This window comes from Pseudomonas sp. P65(2024), assembly GCF_057480955.1.
Map to the genome: position 1 here is coordinate 88836 of NZ_JBLIYX010000019.1, position 18337 is coordinate 107172.

General features: G+C 65.8%; 13 protein-coding genes. 2 read left to right on the forward strand and 11 right to left on the reverse strand.

Annotation, left to right across the window (positions count from 1 at the left end; all coding sequences use genetic code 11):
• Positions 1-71: 71 nt before the first annotated feature.
• The 11 genes from AC25MA_RS22030 to leuC form a co-directional block, all read right to left on the reverse strand.
• A complete protein-coding gene (locus AC25MA_RS22030; protein ID WP_207852711.1) occupies positions 72-743 on the reverse strand; it encodes an SPOR domain-containing protein in 672 nt (223 codons plus the stop codon).
• Complete coding sequence (gene folC, locus AC25MA_RS22035) at positions 727-2034, reverse strand: bifunctional tetrahydrofolate synthase/dihydrofolate synthase (RefSeq protein ID WP_028690440.1); 1308 nt, start codon at positions 2032-2034, stop codon at positions 727-729. The genes AC25MA_RS22030 and folC overlap by 17 nt, the downstream gene beginning before the upstream one ends.
• Entirely contained in the window at positions 2034-2927 is an 894-nt protein-coding gene (gene accD / locus AC25MA_RS22040) for an acetyl-CoA carboxylase, carboxyltransferase subunit beta (protein WP_028690439.1), read from the reverse strand. The genes folC and accD overlap by 1 nt, the downstream gene beginning before the upstream one ends.
• 207 nt (positions 2928-3134) lie before the next feature.
• Positions 3135-3755 (reverse strand): phosphoribosylanthranilate isomerase, encoded by a 621-nt coding sequence (locus AC25MA_RS22045; RefSeq protein ID WP_028690438.1) that lies wholly within the window; start codon positions 3753-3755, stop codon positions 3135-3137.
• Between the two features lie 59 nt (positions 3756-3814).
• Entirely contained in the window at positions 3815-4669 is an 855-nt protein-coding gene (gene truA, locus AC25MA_RS22050; RefSeq protein WP_062363739.1) for a tRNA pseudouridine(38-40) synthase TruA, read from the reverse strand.
• Between the two features lie 135 nt (positions 4670-4804).
• Positions 4805-7447 carry a FimV/HubP family polar landmark protein gene (locus tag AC25MA_RS22055; RefSeq protein ID WP_213883485.1) on the reverse strand — a complete coding sequence of 881 codons (2643 nt, stop codon included), beginning with the start codon at positions 7445-7447 and terminating at the stop codon, positions 4805-4807.
• A gap of 71 nt (positions 7448-7518) precedes the next feature.
• On the reverse strand, positions 7519-8526 hold the full coding sequence (locus AC25MA_RS22060) for an aspartate-semialdehyde dehydrogenase (RefSeq protein WP_088852924.1): 1008 nt from the start codon (positions 8524-8526) through the stop codon (positions 7519-7521).
• Between the two features lie 951 nt (positions 8527-9477).
• Entirely contained in the window at positions 9478-10590 is a 1113-nt protein-coding gene (gene asd / locus AC25MA_RS22065; RefSeq protein ID WP_028690434.1) for an aspartate-semialdehyde dehydrogenase, read from the reverse strand.
• 63 nt (positions 10591-10653) lie between these two features.
• A complete protein-coding gene (gene leuB, locus AC25MA_RS22070; RefSeq protein ID WP_028690433.1) occupies positions 10654-11736 on the reverse strand; it encodes a 3-isopropylmalate dehydrogenase in 1083 nt (360 codons plus the stop codon).
• Positions 11737-11826: 90 nt separating this feature from the next.
• A complete protein-coding gene (gene leuD, locus AC25MA_RS22075) occupies positions 11827-12471 on the reverse strand; it encodes a 3-isopropylmalate dehydratase small subunit (RefSeq protein ID WP_028690432.1) in 645 nt (214 codons plus the stop codon).
• Complete coding sequence (gene leuC / locus AC25MA_RS22080; protein WP_028690431.1) at positions 12468-13901, reverse strand: 3-isopropylmalate dehydratase large subunit; 1434 nt, start codon at positions 13899-13901, stop codon at positions 12468-12470. The genes leuD and leuC overlap by 4 nt, the downstream gene beginning before the upstream one ends.
• 131 nt (positions 13902-14032) lie before the next feature.
• On the opposite strand from leuC, the gene AC25MA_RS22085 reads away from it, so the two are divergent.
• Complete coding sequence (locus tag AC25MA_RS22085; RefSeq protein WP_028690430.1) at positions 14033-14911, forward strand: LysR family transcriptional regulator; 879 nt, start codon at positions 14033-14035, stop codon at positions 14909-14911.
• A 61-nt stretch (positions 14912-14972) separates the two neighbouring features.
• Positions 14973-18269: a PAS domain S-box protein gene (locus tag AC25MA_RS22090; RefSeq protein WP_028690429.1), complete on the forward strand. Its 3297-nt coding sequence runs from the start codon at positions 14973-14975 to the stop codon at positions 18267-18269.
• Positions 18270-18337: the final 68 nt, after the last annotated feature.

The window sequence follows — 18337 nt, forward strand, 5'->3', positions numbered from 1 at the left end:
CGCGGGGCAATCCTACGCTGCAAAATCCTACGCGCTCCTACAGGGACCGCGCACGACTTCAGCGTTCGGACTCAGCCACGCTCCGGCTGGAAGCGCACCACGATGCCTTTGAGGTTCTGCTGGCGATTGATCACATCACGCAGACGCTCGGCCTCGGCACGCTCGATCAGCGGCCCGACGAATACCCGGTTCATGCCGTCCGCCGAACGGATATAGGCGTTGTAGCCCTGGCTGCGCAGGGTCTTCTGCAGGTTCTCGGCACCAGCCCGATTGGACAGGCTGGCCAGTTGGATCGACCAGCTCACCGGCAGGCCGTTGGCGTCGATCTTCGACGGCGCGGCTGGTTTGGCGGCAGGAGCGGCGGGCGCAGGCACAGGACGCGCCTCCACCTTGGCCACCGGCGGCGTCGGCACTGGCGTCTGTGGCTTGGGCTGCGCGGGCGGCGCCACGGTCACTACCGGCGCGATGGGCTGGCTCGGCGCCGTCACCGGCGCCGTGGACTCGTCGACCACCACCGGCGGCTGCTCGTTCTGCTCCGGCAACGCCTGAGGTTCTGGCACCTGGACAGGCTCCACCTGAACCTGGGGCAGGCTGGGCATGGCCGGCGCCTCCGGCGCCTCGACACGCACCTGGCGCAGCTCGTCCTCGCGAGTGAACAACATCGGCAGGAAGATCACCGCCAGCGCCACCAGCACAAGCGCACCGACCATGCGCTGCTTCATCCCTTTATCCAGCACTGCCATCTACTCCATCCTCGGGGACCTGCCGCTCGAGCCAGGCCAGGGCCTCGCCGACGCAGAAAAACGAACCGAACAGCAGGATCTGGTCATCCGCCGTCGCCTGGGCGCACTGCCCTTCGAGGGCAGCCGCAACACTGGCGTAAGACTTCACCGTCGCACCGAGGTTCGTCAAGGCATCCGCCAGCTCCGCGGCAGGGCGACTGCGCGGCGTGTCCAGCGGCGCCACCGCCCAATCGGCGACCTGGTCGCGCAGCGGCGCGAGCACACCGGCCAGGTCCTTGTCGGCCAACAGGCCGAACACCGCCAGGCGCCGCCCCTTCACCGGGCGCGCCGCCAGGCGGCGGGCCAGGTACTCGGCAGCGTGCGGGTTGTGACCGACATCCAGCAGCAGCTCCACGCGCTTGCCACGCAGCAGCAGCTCGCGCCGGTCGAGACGACCGGTGATACGCGTATCCAGCAAGGCCTGGCGAACCGTGCCGGCATCCCACGGCAGGCCCATCAGCAGGAAAGCCTGCAAGGCCAGGGCGGCATTCTCCATGGGCAGGTCGAGCAACGGCAGGTCGCGCAACTCCACAGGCGAACCGTCGAGCTGGCGACCACGCCAATGCCAGTGTTCGGCACTGCTATCCAGGTCAAAATCACGCCCGCGCAGGAAGAACGGGCAACCCAACTCGCGTACCTTGTCCAGCAAAGGCTGTGGTGGATCCAGGTCACCGCACAGCGCAGGCTTGCCCTGACGGAAGATCCCCGCTTTCTCGTAGGCCACCGACTCGCGGCTGTCACCCAGGTAGTCGATGTGGTCGACGCCGATACTGGTGACCAGCGACACATCCGCATCCATCAGGTTGACCGCGTCCAACCGGCCACCCAGGCCGACCTCGAGCACCACCGCGTCCAGCGCGGACTGCTTGAACAACCAGAACGCCGCCAAGGTGCCCATTTCGAAATAGGTCAGCGAGATTTCGCCGCGTGCCGCTTCCACCGCGGCGAACGCCTCACACAGGCGCTCATCGCTGGCCTCGCGGCCTTCGATCAGCACCCGTTCGTTGTAACGCAGCAGGTGCGGCGAACTGTACACCCCGACCTTGAGCCCCTGGGCGCGCAGCAACGCGGCCACGAAGGCGCAGGTCGAGCCCTTGCCATTGGTGCCGGTCACCGTTACCACCCGTGGCGCCAGCTTGCCCAGCCCCAGGCGCGCCAGCACCTGTTGCGAGCGCTCCAGGCCCATGTCGATGGCCGAGGGGTGCAACTGTTCGAGGTAGGCGAGCCAGTCGCCCAGGCTGCGCTGGTTCATCACGCGACCGCGGCGACCTCTTTGGCCGCTTCCGGAGTCGGCTGGCCGGTCATCTGCGCCAGCAGGCGAGCCAGGCGCGGACGCAGCTCGTCACGGGAGATGATCAGGTCGATGGCGCCGTGCTCCAGCAGGAACTCGCTGCGCTGGAAGCCTTCGGGCAGTTTCTCGCGCACGGTCTGCTCGATCACGCGCGGGCCGGCGAAGCCGATCAGCGCCTTCGGTTCGCCGACGATCACGTCGCCGAGCATCGCCAGGCTGGCCGAAACGCCGCCGTAGACCGGGTCGGTCAGTACCGAGATGAACGGAATGCCTTCTTCGCGCAGGCGCGCCAGCACGGCGGAGGTCTTGGCCATCTGCATCAGCGAAATCAGCGCTTCCTGCATGCGCGCGCCGCCGGAAGCGGAGAAGCAGACCATCGGGCAGCGGTTTTCCAAGGCGTAGTTGGCGGCGCGCACGAAACGCTCACCGACGATGGCACCCATGGAGCCGCCCATGAAGGAGAACTCGAAGGCACTGACCACGATCGGCATGCCCATCAGAGTGCCACTCATGGAGATCAGCGCGTCCTTCTCGCCGGTCTGCTTCTGCGCGGCGGTCAGGCGGTCCTTGTACTTCTTGCCATCACGGAACTTCAGACGGTCGACCGGCTCCAGATCGGCGCCCAGCTCGGCACGGCCTTCTGGATCGAGGAAGATATCGATGCGCGCGCGGGCGCCGATACGCATGTGGTGGTTGCACTTAGGGCAGACGTCGAGGGTCTTTTCCAGCTCCGGGCGATACAGCACGGCTTCGCAGGACGGGCACTTGTGCCACAGCCCTTCCGGCACCGAGCTCTTCTTCACCTCGGAACGCATGATCGATGGGATCAGTTTGTCTACCAACCAGTTGCTCATGCTTGCTTTCTCCAGTATTGGCCGGGGAGACCTGCGCGGCCCCGCCCTGCCCTTGAGCTCAAATTCTTCTGTAAAGCGACGATGGGCCGGCTACAACCGCCCCACCTCCAATTCTTCCCCGGCATGCCCCGCGCTCTGGCGCGACCTGGCAGCACCGGGCTGCGAAAGCTATGGACGATGGCGCGCGGCCAGCCGTCACATCCGCGTTCACGCCTGCTTCACCGCCTGCATGAAGGCTTCGATCTTTGCTGCTTCCTTGATGCCCTTGGCCTGCTCCACGCCGCCACTGACATCCACCGCGTACGGGCGCACCTGGCGAATGGCCTCGGCGACATTGTCGGCCGACAGGCCACCAGCAAGGATGATCGGCTTGCTCAGGCGCTGCGGAATCAATGACCAGTCGAAGGCCTCACCGGTTCCTCCCGGCACGCCCGGCACATAGGCATCCAGCAGGATGCCGCGGGCGCCGGCGTAGTGCTGGCAGGCGGCCTCCAGGTCATCCCCGGGGCGCACCCGCAGGGCCTTGATCCAGGGGCGGTGGTAGCCCTCGCAATCGGCCGGGGCTTCATCGCCGTGGAACTGTAGCAGGTCCAGGGAAACCACTTCGAGGATCTCGTTGAGCTCGCAGCGCGAGGCATTGACGAACAACCCCACGGTGGTCACGAACGGCGGTAGCGCGTCGATGATCGCCCGCGCCTGGCGCACGTCCACCGCCCGCGGGCTTTTCGCATAGAAGACGAAACCGAGGGCGTCGGCGCCGGCCTCGACCGCGGCCAGGGCGTCCTCGATACGGGTAATCCCGCAGATCTTGCTGCGAACGTTGCTCATGGACGGCGAACCTTGGGTGATCGGGAAAGCGTCGATGGTAGCAAATGACCCGTGCCCCGTCAGTCCGCCAGCGCCTCGTAGCCGGTAAGAAAGTGTGGGCCGATGTAACGCTGCGGCAGCGCGTATTCTTCCGGATACTCCACCTGCACCAGGTAGAGGCCGTAAGGGTGCGCGGTCACCCCACCGTCACGGCGGTTGCGCCCTTCCAGCACCTCGCGGGCCCACGCCACCGGACGCTCGCCGGCGCCGATGGTCATCAGCACGCCGGCGATGTTGCGCACCATGTGGTGCAGGAACGCGGTGGCGCGCACGTCCAGCACGATCATCCGCCCGTGGCGGGTCACGCGCAGGTGGTGGATGTGCTTGATCGGCGACTTGGCCTGGCACTGGCTGGCGCGGAAGGCGCTGAAATCATGGGTCCCCAGCAGATACTGCGCGGCCTCGGCCATGCGCTCGACGTCCAGCGGGCGGTGATTCCAGGTCACTTCCTCGGCCAGGTGCGCCGGGCGGATCGGATCGTTGTAGATGACGTAGCGATAGCGCCGCGCGGTGGCCTTGAAGCGGGCATGGAAGTGCGCCGGCATGGGCGCCGACCAGACCACGCTGATGTCGTGGGGCAGGTTGAAGTTGGTGCCCAGGGTCCAGGCACGCTCGTCGCGCACGGCGCGGGTGTCGAAATGCACGATCTGCCCGCAGCCATGGACGCCGGCATCGGTACGCCCGGCGCAGATCACCGAGATCGGCTCGTTGGCCACCGTCGACAGCGCCTGCTCCAGGGCCTGCTGGACACTGGGCACGCCACTGGCCTGGCGTTGCCAGCCGCGGTAGCGCGAGCCTTTGTATTCCACGCCCAGGGCGATGCGGGTGTAGCCTTCGGCGGCCGACTCGGCGGCGGCGGTGTCGATGATGTCCAAGAGCGGCAAACCTGATGCTGAAACGAAAGACGGGAGTATACCGGCAAACCGCGCGGAGGCCGAAATGATCGCGGGGCAAGCCCGCTCCCACGTGTTCTGTGGGAGTGGGCTTGCCCCGCGCTGTGCTACGTCGCCTCAGACCAGGCGCGAGAGCATCTCGTTGGCTTCCTGGCGCTGACTGTCGTCGCCGTCCTTGACCACTTCATCGAGGATGTCACGGGCGCCCTGATGGTCCCCCATGTCGATGTAGGCGCGAGCCAGGTCGAGCTTGGTGGCCACTTCGTCCGCGCCGGAGAAGAAATCGAAGTCCAGGTCGTCCAGCGGCTCGGGCTCCAGCGCCGCGTCCTCGGCGGTGAACTGCGGCTCTGGCGTCGCTGCCGGGATATCGAGGTTCTGCGACAGCTTGTCGAGCTCGGCGTTGACGTCGTCCAGTTCCGAGGCGAAGTTCTTGGCCGCCGGCGAGTCATCGTCCAGCGACAGCGACAGGTCGAAGTCCTCGGGCAGTTCCAGCTCGGAGATCGGGTCGAACTCCGGAATGGCCTCGAAGGCCGCCAGTTCGGCCGCCACGTCCACCGGGGCTTCCTCGCTGCTGGCCGGGGCCACCGGTTCTTCGGCGACATCCAGGTCGAACTCGGCCAGGTCGTCGACATTCTGCGGCGTCGCCTGGGCCTGAGCGAGCAAGGCCTCGAAGTCGTCGTCGGCATCGGTTTCGGCGATGGCAGGCACAGGCTCGGCCTCGGCCTGAACCTCAGGCGCCTCGACAGCCAGGTCCTCGAGACCGGCCAGGTCCAGGTGATCATCTACCGGCAGGTCATCACCCAGGCTCAGGTCGAAGGCACTGTCCAGGTCGGTCTCGTCGACCACAGGCTCAGGCTGGGCCGCCACGACCGGCTCCACGACGAGTTCCGGCGCGCTTTCGCCCAGCTCCAGCGCCTTGTCCTGCAGCAGGTCCTGGACATACTGCTCGTCCAGCTCGGCGGCCAGGGCGGCTGCACCGGCAGCGCCTGCCGCCACCGCCGCGACACCCAGCATGGCTGGGAAGCGCTCCTTGAGCGCGGCGACCTCGGCCTGGTTCGCATCATTGACCGCCAACTTGCGTTCCTGACCGGCGAAAGCATCCTGGTCGCCCTGGCGGGCATAGACTTCCATCAGCTTCAGGCGCAGGTCGCTGCGCTGCGGTTCGGAGGCCACCGCCGCTTCCAGCAGGTCGGCGGCATGGTTGAGCCGGCCACGGGCCAGGCTGTCGTCCACTTCGGCCAGCAGCGCGGCGCGCGGATCGACCGCTGGCGCGGCGGCTTCGACGGGGGCCGCAGGTTTTTCCGCAGCCACGGCCGCAGCAGCCGAGGCCGCCACCACCGCTGGCGACAGGGTCACGGTCGGCGCCGACACGTCGAGACCTTCGAAGCTGCTGGGCGGCAGCTCCAGGTCAGGGCCACGCTCGCTGTCCTCGGCCAGGGCACGCGCCATGCGCAGGTGCTTTTCGGCTTCCTGCTGGGCCTTGCGCTTGCGCGCCAGGAGCAGCAGCAACAACAGCAGGACCAGGAACGCGGAACCGGCGATCAGGCCCAGCAGCAGCGGATTGCCCAACAACTGGTCGAGCATGCCGGGCTCTTCGCTGGCCGGTGCTTCGGCGGCCACATCCTGCGGCGCGGTGTCGGCGGCGGCGGGCGCCGGAGCGACCACCGGCTCGGCCGGGGTCAGCTGGGCGTTCACCGCCGGTTGCGCCGGCGCCGGCTCGCCCGGCAGCGCGCCGGCCGGCGGCTGCGGTGCCGCGGCGCCCTGGGCCTCCAGGCGCGCCAGTTGGTCGTTCTTCAGCTCGATCAGACGCTGCAGCTTGTCCAGCTGGCTCTGCAAGTCGACCATGCGGCTCTTGAGTTCTTCGTTGTCGCGACGGCTGGTGTCGAGGCTTTCCTGGGCCACGGCCAGCTTGTCGCCGAGCGCCTTGGCCTCACCGGCCGCGCCCTTGCCGCCTGGTGCCACCAGGCGCAGGTTGTCGCCCTGGGCGATGCGTGCCGGCGCGGCGCCGGCCTCGCCACGGCGGGTGGCGTCCAGTTGCCGTGCACGCGGGCCAAGGCGACGGCCTTCGCGCCAGGCGGCGTACTGCTCGGCCACTTCACGGTTGGCCTGGGCCTGGGGAATGCTCTGCACCTGCTGCTGATCGGGCAGGCGCAGGACCTGGCCGATCTTGAGCTGGTTGATGTTGTTGCCGATGAAGGCATCCGGGTTCAGTGCCTGGATCGCCAGCATGGTCTGCTGGATCGAGCCGCCGTTGCTGTTGCGCGCGGCGATCTGCCAGAGGGTGTCGCGGCGCTTGGTGGTGTAGCTGCCCGCGCTGACCGCCGGGTTGATATTGGCCTGGGTCGGCTGGCTACCCTGGGCCTGGGCCTGGTCGAGCAGCACGCTGTAGTCGCGCAGCAGACGGCCCTGGGGCCACATGACCTGGACCAGGAACTTGACCACCGGCTCCGGCAACGCCTTGCTGGAGGTGACCCGCAGCACGCTCTTGCCGTTGGGGTTGATCACCGGCGTGAACGTGAGGTCTTCGAGGTACGGTGGGAAGGCCACCCCTGCCTTGGCGAACTCTTCCGGCGACGCCAGGCTGGGCGCCATCTGCGCCGCGGTGAGGTCACGCACATCGAGCAGTTCGATCTCGGCATCCAGCGGCTGGTTCTGCGCCGACTTGAGGGTCAGCTCGCCCAACCCCAGAGCGTTCGCCACGCCGGACGACAGCGCCGAGGCTGCAGCGATGGCCAGAACCAGTTTGCGAATTCGAAGCATGAACTCTTCCCTTGTATGAAGCGTCCCGAAAACCTTTGCGCGGTTCAGGACAAAATTGCTCGCAGTATCTTTTACGCCATGTGTTTTATCAACAATTGTGCCGCCTGCACGGCATTCAGCGCCGCGCCCTTGCGCACATTGTCGGTGGTCAGCCACAGATTCAGCTGCTGGTCTTCATCGACACCATGGCGTACACGACCAACATAGACCACGTCCTGGCCCACTGCGTCCCCCACTGGTGTCGGATAATCGCCCGCTTCGACCAACTCGATGCCGTCGGCGGCTTCCAGCGCGGCGTTGACGGCCGCCAGATCGACCGGATTACGGCTTTGCACGGCGACACTGAAGCTATCGCCGAAAAACACCGGGACTTGAATGCAGGTCACGGAAATCTTCAGCTGTGGCAGGTCGAGCACCTGGCGCAGCTCGCCGACCAGGCGGCGCTCCACGGCCGTGTGGCCCTGTTCATCGGGGGTGCCGACCTGGGGCAGCAGGTTGAAGGCGACCTGGCGGTCGAAGAAGCGCGGCTCCAGCGGGCGTGCGTTGAGCAACTCGGCGGTCTGCCGGGCGAGCTCGCTGACGGCCTCCCTGCCCTGCTCCGAAACCGCGAGGCAGGCATTGACCTGCACGCGCTCGATATCGAGCAGCCCCTTGAGCGGCGCCAGCGCCACGGCCAGGGCCACCGCGCCGGCGCTCGGGCTGGTGATCAGTGCGGGCCGAGCGAGTTCGGCGATGCGCTCGCCATTGGCTTCCGGAACCAGCACGGTGGCGCCGTCCAGGGCGCCGGACAGGTCGATCACCGCGCAACCGGCGGCGATGGCCTTGGGCGCGAAGCTGCGGCTCACGGCGGGGCTGGCGGCAAAGAACACCAGTTGCGCCTGGGTGAAGTCGAAGCCGTCAACTTCGCGGACTTTCAGCTTCTTGCCGGCGAACATGACGCTGCTGCCGGCGGACTCCATGCTGGCCAGCAGGTGCAGGGTGGAGACCGGGAAGGCCACTTCCTCGAGGATCTGGACGAGGGATTCACCGACGGTGCCGGTGGCGCCGACTACGGCGATGTCTAGGGCGGGGGTGGACATGGGATCGGTTCCTTTCTGCGGGGTACGGCGGGGGAGCGGCACTTTACTTGGATTGTGGGGTGGGAGGTAGGTTCGGGTTCGGGTTCGGGTTCGGGTTCGGGTTCAAGAGTGTGGGTTTTGATTTATTTATGCGCATTCATTGGCGATGTCGACGCATTATCACCCTTCCGCCCTTACGGCGGCCTACTTTTCTCGTGGGAAAAGTAGGCAAAACCGTTCGGCTCCATTCATACGGCCCCTGCGCTTCGCTCCGGGGTTCCCTCGCTCCGTTCTTGCTCCCGGGAGGACCGCGCTGAACGCCCCATCCTGGGGCGCAGCGCTTGACGGCCATCCATGGCCGTCACCTCCCTACGCAAGAACTCCGCTCGGCCTCCTGAAGTCGCAATTGGCGGCGCCTGGACTATCGCGCGCTTAGAAGCAAGAGCGAGAGCGAGAGCGAGAAGTTCGAAGTTAGTTGTTTGACTTTTAGATATGTATTGAACACCCCGCGATATGATCGAGAGATTAATTAAAATTTCAACTAGCGACAGCTGCGCCAGCCCAGGCGCCGCCCGTATCTTGCGCGACTTCAGGAGGCCGAGCGCAGGCCTTGCGGAGGGAGGCGACGGCCATGGATGGCCGTCGAGCACTGCGGGCCATGGATGGCCCGTCAGTGCGGTCCTCCCGGGAGCAAGGCCGGAGCGAGGGAACCCCGGAGCGAAGCGCAGGGGCCGGATGAACGAGCGCGCGGTTTTGCTTACTTTTGCCAAGACAAAAGTAAGTCGCCGCAAGGCGAAACAGCGATATCAGCGTCGCCGCTGAAAAAGAATCCGAACAAACCCCTCAAAACAACCAACAACCAACAACCAACAACCAACAACCAACAACCAACAACCAATCTAACACCAATAAAAAAACCCGCATCACTCACGCAACACGGGCTCTTCAAAAACCAAACTCAAACCACCCAGATCACCGCTCCAGCAGAATCCGCAACATCCGCCGCAGCGGCTCCGCAGCCCCCCACAGCAGCTGGTCGCCAACGGTGAAGGCCCCAAGGTACTGCGACCCCATGTTCAGCTTGCGCAAACGCCCGACCGGCACGTTCAGGGTCCCGGTCACCTGGGTAGGGCTCAGCTCCTGCATGCTGATCTCCCGCTGGTTAGGCACCAATTTCACCCAGGGATTGTGCTGGCTGATCATGCCTTCGATGTCCGCCAAAGGCACATCCTTGTTCAGCTTGATGGTCAGCGCCTGGCTGTGGCAACGCATCGCGCCGATCCGCACGCAGATACCGTCGACCGGAATCGGGCTCTTGAAGCGCCCCAGGATCTTGTTGGTCTCGGCCTGGGCCTTCCACTCTTCACGGCTCTGCCCGTTCGGCAGCTCCTTGTCGATCCAGGGGATCAGGCTGCCAGCCAGCGGCACGCCAAAGTTGTCGGTCGGGAAGCCCTCGCCACGCATGGCTTCGGCCACCTTGCGATCGATGTCGAGGATCGCGCTGGCCGGGTTGGCCAAGTCGTCGGCGACCGCCGCATGGATACCGCCCATCTGCTTGATCAGCTCACGCATATTCTGCGCGCCGGCGCCCGAGGCCGCCTGGTAGGTCATGGCGCTCATCCACTCGACCAGGCCAGCCTCGAACAGGCCGCCCAGGCCCATCAGCATCAGGCTGACGGTGCAGTTGCCGCCGATGTAGTTCTTGGTGCCCGCGTCCAACTGCTGGTCGATGACCTTGCGGTTGACCGGGTCGAGGATGATCACCGCGTCGTCCTGCATGCGCAGGGACGAGGCCGCGTCGATCCAGTAGCCCTGCCAGCCGGCTTCGCGCAGCTTGGGGAAGACTTCGTTGGTGTAGTCGCCGCCCTGGCAGGTCAGGATCACGTCGAGGGTCTTGAGCTCGTCGATGCTGTAGGCGTCCTTGAGCGGGCCAGTGTCCTTGCCCACGTTCGGGCCCTGGCCACCGACGTTGGAGGTGGTGAAGAACACAGGCTCGATCAGGTCGAAGTCCTGCTCTTCGAGCATCCGCTGCATGAGCACGGAACCGACCATTCCACGCCAACCGATCAGACCTACACGTTTCATCGCAACTACACCTTTGCTAAAAGTGGGCCGCCACCGGGAGTTTTTGGTGGCGGGCCAGAGAGATTACAGATTCCGCAGCGCTGCGACTACTGCGTCGCCCATTTCCTGCGTACCCACCTTGCGGCAGCCCTCGGAGAAGATGTCGCCGGTGCGCAGGCCCTGGTCCAGCACCCGGCTCACCGCCTGCTCGATCGCCTCGGCGGCGGCCGTCTGGTTGAAGCTGTAGCGCAGCATCATCGACACCGAGAGAATGGTCGCCAACGGGTTGGCGATGCCCTGCCCGGCGATGTCCGGCGCCGAACCGTGGCACGGCTCGTACATGCCCTTGTTGTCGGCATCCAGCGACGCCGACGGCAGCATGCCGATGGAGCCGGTGAGCATGGAAGCCTCATCCGACAGGATGTCGCCGAACATGTTGTCGGTCACCACCACGTCGAACTGCTTGGGCGCGCGCACCAGTTGCATGGCGGCGTTGTCCACGTACATGTGGCTCAACTCGACGTCCGGGTAGTCCTTGGCCACCTCTTCGACCACTTCGCGCCACAACTGGCTGGACGCCAGGACGTTGGCCTTGTCCACCGAGCACAGCTTCTTGCCGCGCACGCGGGCCATGTCGAAGCCGACACGGGCAATGCGGCGCACTTCGCTCTCGCTGTAGGGCAGGGTGTCGTAGGCCTGGCGCTCGCCGCCTTCCAGCTCGCGCTGGCCGCGTGGCGCGCCAAAATAGATGCCGCCGGTCAGCTCGCGGACGATGAGGATGTCCAGCCCTGAAACGATCTCGGGCTTGAGCGACGAGGCATCGGCCAACTGCGGATAGAGGATGGCCGGGCGCAGGTTGGCGAACAGGCCCAGTTGCGAACGGATCTTCAGCAGGCCGCGCTCCGGACGGATGTCACGCTCGATCTTGTCCCACTTCGGACCGCCCACGGCGCCCAGCAGCACGGCGTCGGCCTGGCGCGCGCGCGCCAGGGTCTCGTCGGCCAGCGGCACGCCGTGCTTGTCGATGGCCGCGCCACCGATCACGTCGTGGGTGAGGCTCAAGCCGAGCTGGAACTTGTCGTTGGCCAGTTCCAGCACCTTGACCGCCTCGGCCATGATTTCCGGGCCGATGCCGTCACCTGGGAGAATCAGAATCTGCTTGCTCATGCGTTCCTCTATCCAATCAAGCGGCGCGCCTCGCAGGCGCGCCGAAGTACTTCAGTGTCCAATGCCCCTTTGCGCGGGGCAAGCAGTCAATCACGCGTCGCGGAACAACCACGGCTGGCTGGCGCGGTGCTTGCCCTCGAACGCCTTGATCGCGTCGCTGTCCTGCAGGGTCAGGCCGATATCGTCCAGGCCGTTGAGCAGGCAGTGCTTGCGGAACGCGTCGATCTCGAACTTCAGTACCTTGCCGTCCGGGCGGGTCACGGCCTGGGCCTCGAGGTCGATGGTCAGCTGGTAACCCGGGTTGGCCTCGACCTGCTGGAACAGCTCGTCGACCTCGGCAGCGTCGAGAATGATCGGCAACAGGCCGTTCTTGAAGCTGTTGTTGAAGAAGATGTCGGCGAAGCTCGGCGCGATCACACTGCGAAAACCGTACTCGTCGAGCGCCCACGGGGCGTGCTCACGGCTCGAGCCGCAGCCGAAGTTCTCCCGCGCCAGCAACACGCTGGCGCCCTGGTAACGCGCATGGTTGAGCACGAAATCCTGGTTCAACGGGCGCTTGCTGTTGTCCTGGTAAGGCTGGCCGACATCGAGGTAGCGCCACTCGTCGAACAGGTTGGGGCCGAAGCCGGTGCGCTTGATCGACTTGAGGAACTGCTTGGGAATGATCTGGTCGGTGTCGACGTTGGCACGATCCAATGGCGCGACAAGACCGGTGTGCTGGGTAAAGGCTTTCATGCTGCGCTCCCTTGGATCAACTCGCGGACATCGATGAAGTGGCCGGTCACCGCGGCGGCGGCGGCCATGGCCGGGCTGACCAGGTGGGTACGGCCACCGGCGCCCTGGCGGCCTTCGAAGTTGCGGTTGGAGGTGGACGCGCAGTGCTCGCCGCTCTCCAGGCGGTCCGGGTTCATCGCCAGGCACATCGAGCAGCCCGGTTCACGCCACTCGAAACCGGCCTCGAGGAAGATCTTGTCCAGCCCTTCGCGCTCGGCCTGGGCCTTGACCAGGCCCGAGCCCGGCACTACCAGTGCCTGCTTGACGTTAGCGGCAACCTTGCGGCCCTTGGCGATCTCGGCGGCGGCGCGCAGGTCTTCGATGCGCGAGTTGGTGCACGAGCCGATGAACACGCGGTCAAGCTTGATCTCGGTGATCGCCTGATTGGCGGCCAGGCCCATGTACTTGAGGGCGCGCTCGATCGAGCCGCGCTTGATCAGGTCGGGCTCGGCGGCCGGGTCCGGCACGCGCTGGTCGACGGCCAGAACCATCTCCGGCGATGTACCCCAGCTGACCTGCGGCTTGATCTGCGCGGCGTCGAGCTCGACCACCGTGTCGAACACGGCGTCGGCGTCGGACACCAGGCCTTTCCAGGCCTCGACGGCCTGCGTCCACTGCTCGCCCTTCGGCGCGTACGGACGGCCTTCGACATAGGCGATCGTGGTGCCGTCGACAGCCACCAGGCCTACCCGGGCACCGGCTTCGATGGACATGTTGCAGATGGTCATGCGGCCTTCCATCGACAGCTCGCGGATGGCGCTGCCGGCGAACTCCATGGCGTGGCCGTTGCCGCCGGCGGTGCCGATCTTGCCGATCACGGCGAGGACGATGTCCTTGGCGGTGACGCCGGCGGGCAATTCACCCTCGACGCGCACCAACATGTTCTTCATTTTCTTGGCCACCAGGCACTGGGTGGCGAGCACATGCTCGACCTCGGAGGTGCCGATGCCATGGGCCAGGGCGCCGAACGCGCCGTGGGTGGAGGTGTGCGAGTCGCCGCAGACCACGGTCATGCCCGGCAAGGTCGCGCCCTGCTCCGGGCTGATGACATGGACGATACCCTGACGCTCGTCATTCATCTTGAATTCGACGATGCCATATTCGTCACAGTTCTCATCGAGGGTCTGCACCTGAAGGCGCGACACCTGGTCGACGATGGCCTCGATACCGCCCTTGCGCTCCGGCGTGGTCGGCACGTTGTGGTCGGGTGTGGCGATATTGGCGTCGATGCGCCAGGGTTTGCGGCTGGCCAGGCGCAGGCCTTCGAAAGCCTGGGGCGAAGTCACTTCATGGATGATGTGGCGGTCGATGTAGATCAAGGAGGAGCCGTCATCGCGGCGCTTGACCTCATGAGCTTCCCAGAGTTTGTCGTAGAGCGTTTTGCCAGCCATCAGACTGTTCCTCATCAGCGTCTTTCTATGCCAAAGACCCCTTGGCTTGTACGGACGATGCTATGGCGATAGATTGAATAACTCAAATTCATAATTTTTATACTTTGCATAACTATCAGGAATTCAAATAGATGGACCTGGCCAACCTCAGCGCTTTCATCGCCATCGCCGAAACCGGTAGTTTTTCCGGGGCGGGCGAACGCCTGCACCTGACCCAGCCGGCCATCAGCAAGCGCATAGCCGGCCTCGAGCAGCAACTGGACGTGCGCCTGTTCGACCGCCTGGGCCGCGAGGTCACCCTCACCGAGGCCGGTCGCGCCCTGCTGCCCCGCGCCTACCAGATCCTCAACGTACTCGATGATACCCGCCGCGCCCTGACCAACCTCACTGGGGCGGTGAGCGGTCGCCTGACGCTGGCCACCAGCCATCACATCGGCCTGCACCGCCTGCCGCCACTGCTGCGCGCCTTTACCCGCCAGTACCCGGCGGTGGCCCTGGATATCCAGTTCCTCGACTCGGAGGCGGCCTACGACGAGGTGCTGCACGGTCGCGCCGAGATTGCGGTGATCACCCTGGCGCCCGAGCCACATCATTTAGTGCGGGCTGTGCCGGTGTGGGACGACGCCCTGGACTTCGTCGCCTCGCCCGAGCACCCGCTGGCCAGCAACGGCGCGGTCAGCCTGGCCGACGTGGCACGCCACCCGGCGGTGTTCCCCGGCGGCAACACCTTCACCCACCATATCGTCCAGCGCCTGTTCGAAAGCCAGGGCCTGGTCCCGAACATCGCCATGAGTACCAACTACCTGGAAACCATCAAGATGATGGTGTCGATCGGCCTGGCGTGGAGCGTGCTGCCACGTACTATGCTCGATGAACAGGTGGCGCCCATCGCCCTGCCCGGCATACAGCTGTCACGCCAGCTAGGCTACATACTGCATACCGAACGCACGCTGTCGAACGCGGCCAGGGCTTTCATGGCCCTGCTCGACAGCCATGCAGGGTCCGCCTGACCGCTCGTCAGTACGGCATGACATCCACAAGGACGCGTTTTCCGCCAAAGGTCTGGTACCGATGCCCAAATCAGCAAACCGCTTTCCGCGCCTGCCACGCATCCCTGCGGCCGATCCCCAGGAATCGGAGCTGGCCTGGCAGAACGCTCCCCAGCTGCTGGCCGCGCTCAACGGCGCACGCCTGGGCGCCTGGCTGTGGGACATCGAAAGTGGCCGGGTGAGCTGGTCACGGGGCACCCAGGCACTGTTCGGCTTCGATCCGCAGCGCCCGCTACCCAACGACGTCGACTACCTGGACTTGCTTCCCGAGGAAGACCGCGCCCGCACCCGCCAGGCATTCCAGGCCGTGGTCAACGGCGAGCCAGTGGAACAGGCCATGCGCCACCGCATCCGCTGGCCCGATGGCAGCGTGCACTGGCTGGAGATCAACGGCAGCCTGACCCACGATCCCCACGGCCGGCCACAGATGATCGGGGTCATTCGCGAGATCACCCGCCAGCGCGAGCGGGAATCCGCGCTGATCAACTCGGAAAAGCGCTTCGCCACCCTGTTCCACCTCAGCCCCAACGCCATCCTCCTGACCCGCCGCCACGACGGCATGATCATCGAGGTCAACCAGCATTTCGAGCACATGTTCGGCTGGCCGGGCGCCCAGGTGGTCGGCAAGACCAGCCTGGAGCTGGGTTTGTGGGTCAATCCCGAGCAGCGCCACCTGGTGATGGACGCCACCCGCGCCGGCAGCGGCCCATTGACCTTGGAGGTGCAGTTCCGCGCCACCAGCGGCAAGATCCACGACGGCATCCTCTGCACCCAGGGCATCGAACTCGAAGGCGTCACCTACCTGATCAGCACCTTCGTCGATACCACCGAGCGCAAACGCGCCGAGCAGGCGCTCAAGGACAGCCAGGAGCGCCTCGACCTGGCCCTGGACTCGGCCCAGCTCGGCACCTGGGATTGGCACATCCCCAGCGGCATGCTCTATGGCTCGGCCCGCGCCGCCCAGCTGCACGGGCTGGACCCGGTACCTTTCCACGAATCGTTCGAGGCCTTCTTCGAAGGCGTGCCCGAGCACGAGCGCAGCGCCATGCGCCAGGCCTATCGCAGCCTGCGTGAGGGGCCGGCAGGCAACTACCAGATCACCTACCGCGTGCAGCTGGACAACGGCGCCTCGCGCTATATCGAAAGCCGCGCCCGACTGTACCGCGACGACCACGGCAATCCCCTGCGCATGGCCGGTACCCTGCTCGACATCACCGATCAGGTCGAACGCGAACAGCGCCTGAGCGCCTCGGAAGAAAAATTCGCCAGCCTGTTCCAGGTCAGCCCCGACCCGATCTGCGTGACCCGCCAGGACACCGGCCAGTTCATCGAGATCAACCCAGCCTTCAGCCAGACCTTCGGCTGGAACCCGGAGCAGATCCTCGGCCAGACCGCCGAGGAGATCGGCCTGTGGGCCGAATCGGCCGAACGCGCCCAGCGCATCGAGCGGGTGATCCGCGACCAGGCCCTGAGCAATGTGGCGGTGGTGGTCAACCACCGCAACGGCACGCCGCTGACCTGCGTGATCTCGAGCCGCCTGATCAGTGTCGACAGCCAGCCCTGCAGCGTCACCACGCTGCGCGACATCACCCAGCAGCAACGCGCCGAGGCGGCGCTCAAGTCCAGCGAAGAAAAATTCGCCAAGGCATTCCACTCCAGCCCCGACGCCATCACCATCACCGAACGCCAGAGCGGGCGCTACGTGGAGGTCAACGACGGCTTCAGCCGGCTGACCGGCTACAGCCCCGAGGAAGTGGTGGGTCGCACGGTCTACGAAATCGGCATCTGGGCCGATGAAAAACAGCGTGCCGCCCTGCTCAACGAGCTGCGCGAGCGCGGCCGGGTGCATCACCGCGAGATGCTCGGGCGCAACAAACGTGGCGACATCCTCACGGTGGAGGTCTCGGTGGAGCCGATCAGCCTCAACGAAACCGACTGCCTGCTGCTCACCGCCCGCGATGTCAGCCTGCTGAAGAATGCCCAGGCGCAAATCCGCCACCTGGCCTACCACGACCCGCTGACCAACCTGCCCAACCGCGCCCTGCTGATGGACCGCCTGAGCCAGCAGATCGCGCTGCTCAAGCGCCACAACCTGCGCGGCGCGCTGCTGTTCCTCGACCTCGATCACTTCAAGCACATCAACGACTCCCTCGGCCATCCGGTAGGCGACACGGTACTGAAGATAATCACCGCCCGCCTCGAGGCCAGCGTGCGCCTGGAGGACACCGTGGCGCGCCTGGGCGGCGACGAGTTCGTGGTACTGCTCAGCGGCCTGGAGGGCAGCCGCGAGGTGGTGGAAAGCCGGGTTCGCGAACTGGCCGACACCTTGCGTGAGCTGCTGGCCGAGCCAATGTCGCTGGACGGGCAGCGCCTGCAGGTGACGCCGAGCATCGGCGTGGCCCTGATCCCCGACCATGGCACCACCCCCGCCGATCTGCTCAAACGCGCCGACATTGCCCTGTATCGGGCCAAGGACTCAGGACGCAACGCCACCCAGCTGTTCCACACCACCATGCAGAAGGCCGCCAGCGAGCGCCTGCGCATGGAAAGCGACCTACGCCTGGCGCTGGCCCGGGGTGAACTGGCCCTGCACTTCCAGCCCCAGGTCGATGCCCGCGACAACCGCATCGTCGGCGCCGAGGTGCTGCTGCGCTGGCACCATCCGCAGTTGGGCCAGCAACCGCCGGCGCAGTTCATCCAGGTGCTGGAGGAAAGCGGCCTGATCCTCGAAGTCGGCAGCTGGATCCTCGACGAGGCCTGCGATGCCTGCTCGCACATGCTCGCGGACGGCCTGATCGACGCCGACGACTTCAGCCTGTGTGTCAACATCAGCCCGCGGCAGTTCCGCCAGAACGACTTCGTCGAGCGGGTCCTGCGCAGCCTCGACGACTACCGCCTGCCGCGGCGCATGCTGACGCTGGAGATCACCGAAGGCATCGTCATCCAAAACCTGGAGGACACCATCAGCAAGATGCGCGAACTCAAGGGCTACGGCGTGAGCTTCGCCATGGACGACTTCGGCACGGGGTATTCCTCGCTCACCTACCTCAAGCGCCTGCCGGTGGACGCGCTGAAGATCGACCAGACCTTCGTGCGCGACGCGCCGGTCGACCCCAACGACGCCGAGATCGTCCGCGCCATCGTCGCCATGGCACGCAGCCTGGAACTGGCGGTGATTGCCGAAGGCGTGGAGCTGACCGAGCAGCTGGAGTTCCTTGAGCGGCTGGGTTGCCACCTTTACCAGGGCTATCTGCACAGCCGACCGCTGCCGTTGCCGGAGTTCCGTCAGATGCTGCTGGAGGCGCCGGCGGATTACTGAACTGGCCTGGTAACAGTTCACGCATGGCGTGGGAGCGGGCTTGCCCCGCGATTGCGGTATGAGACCCA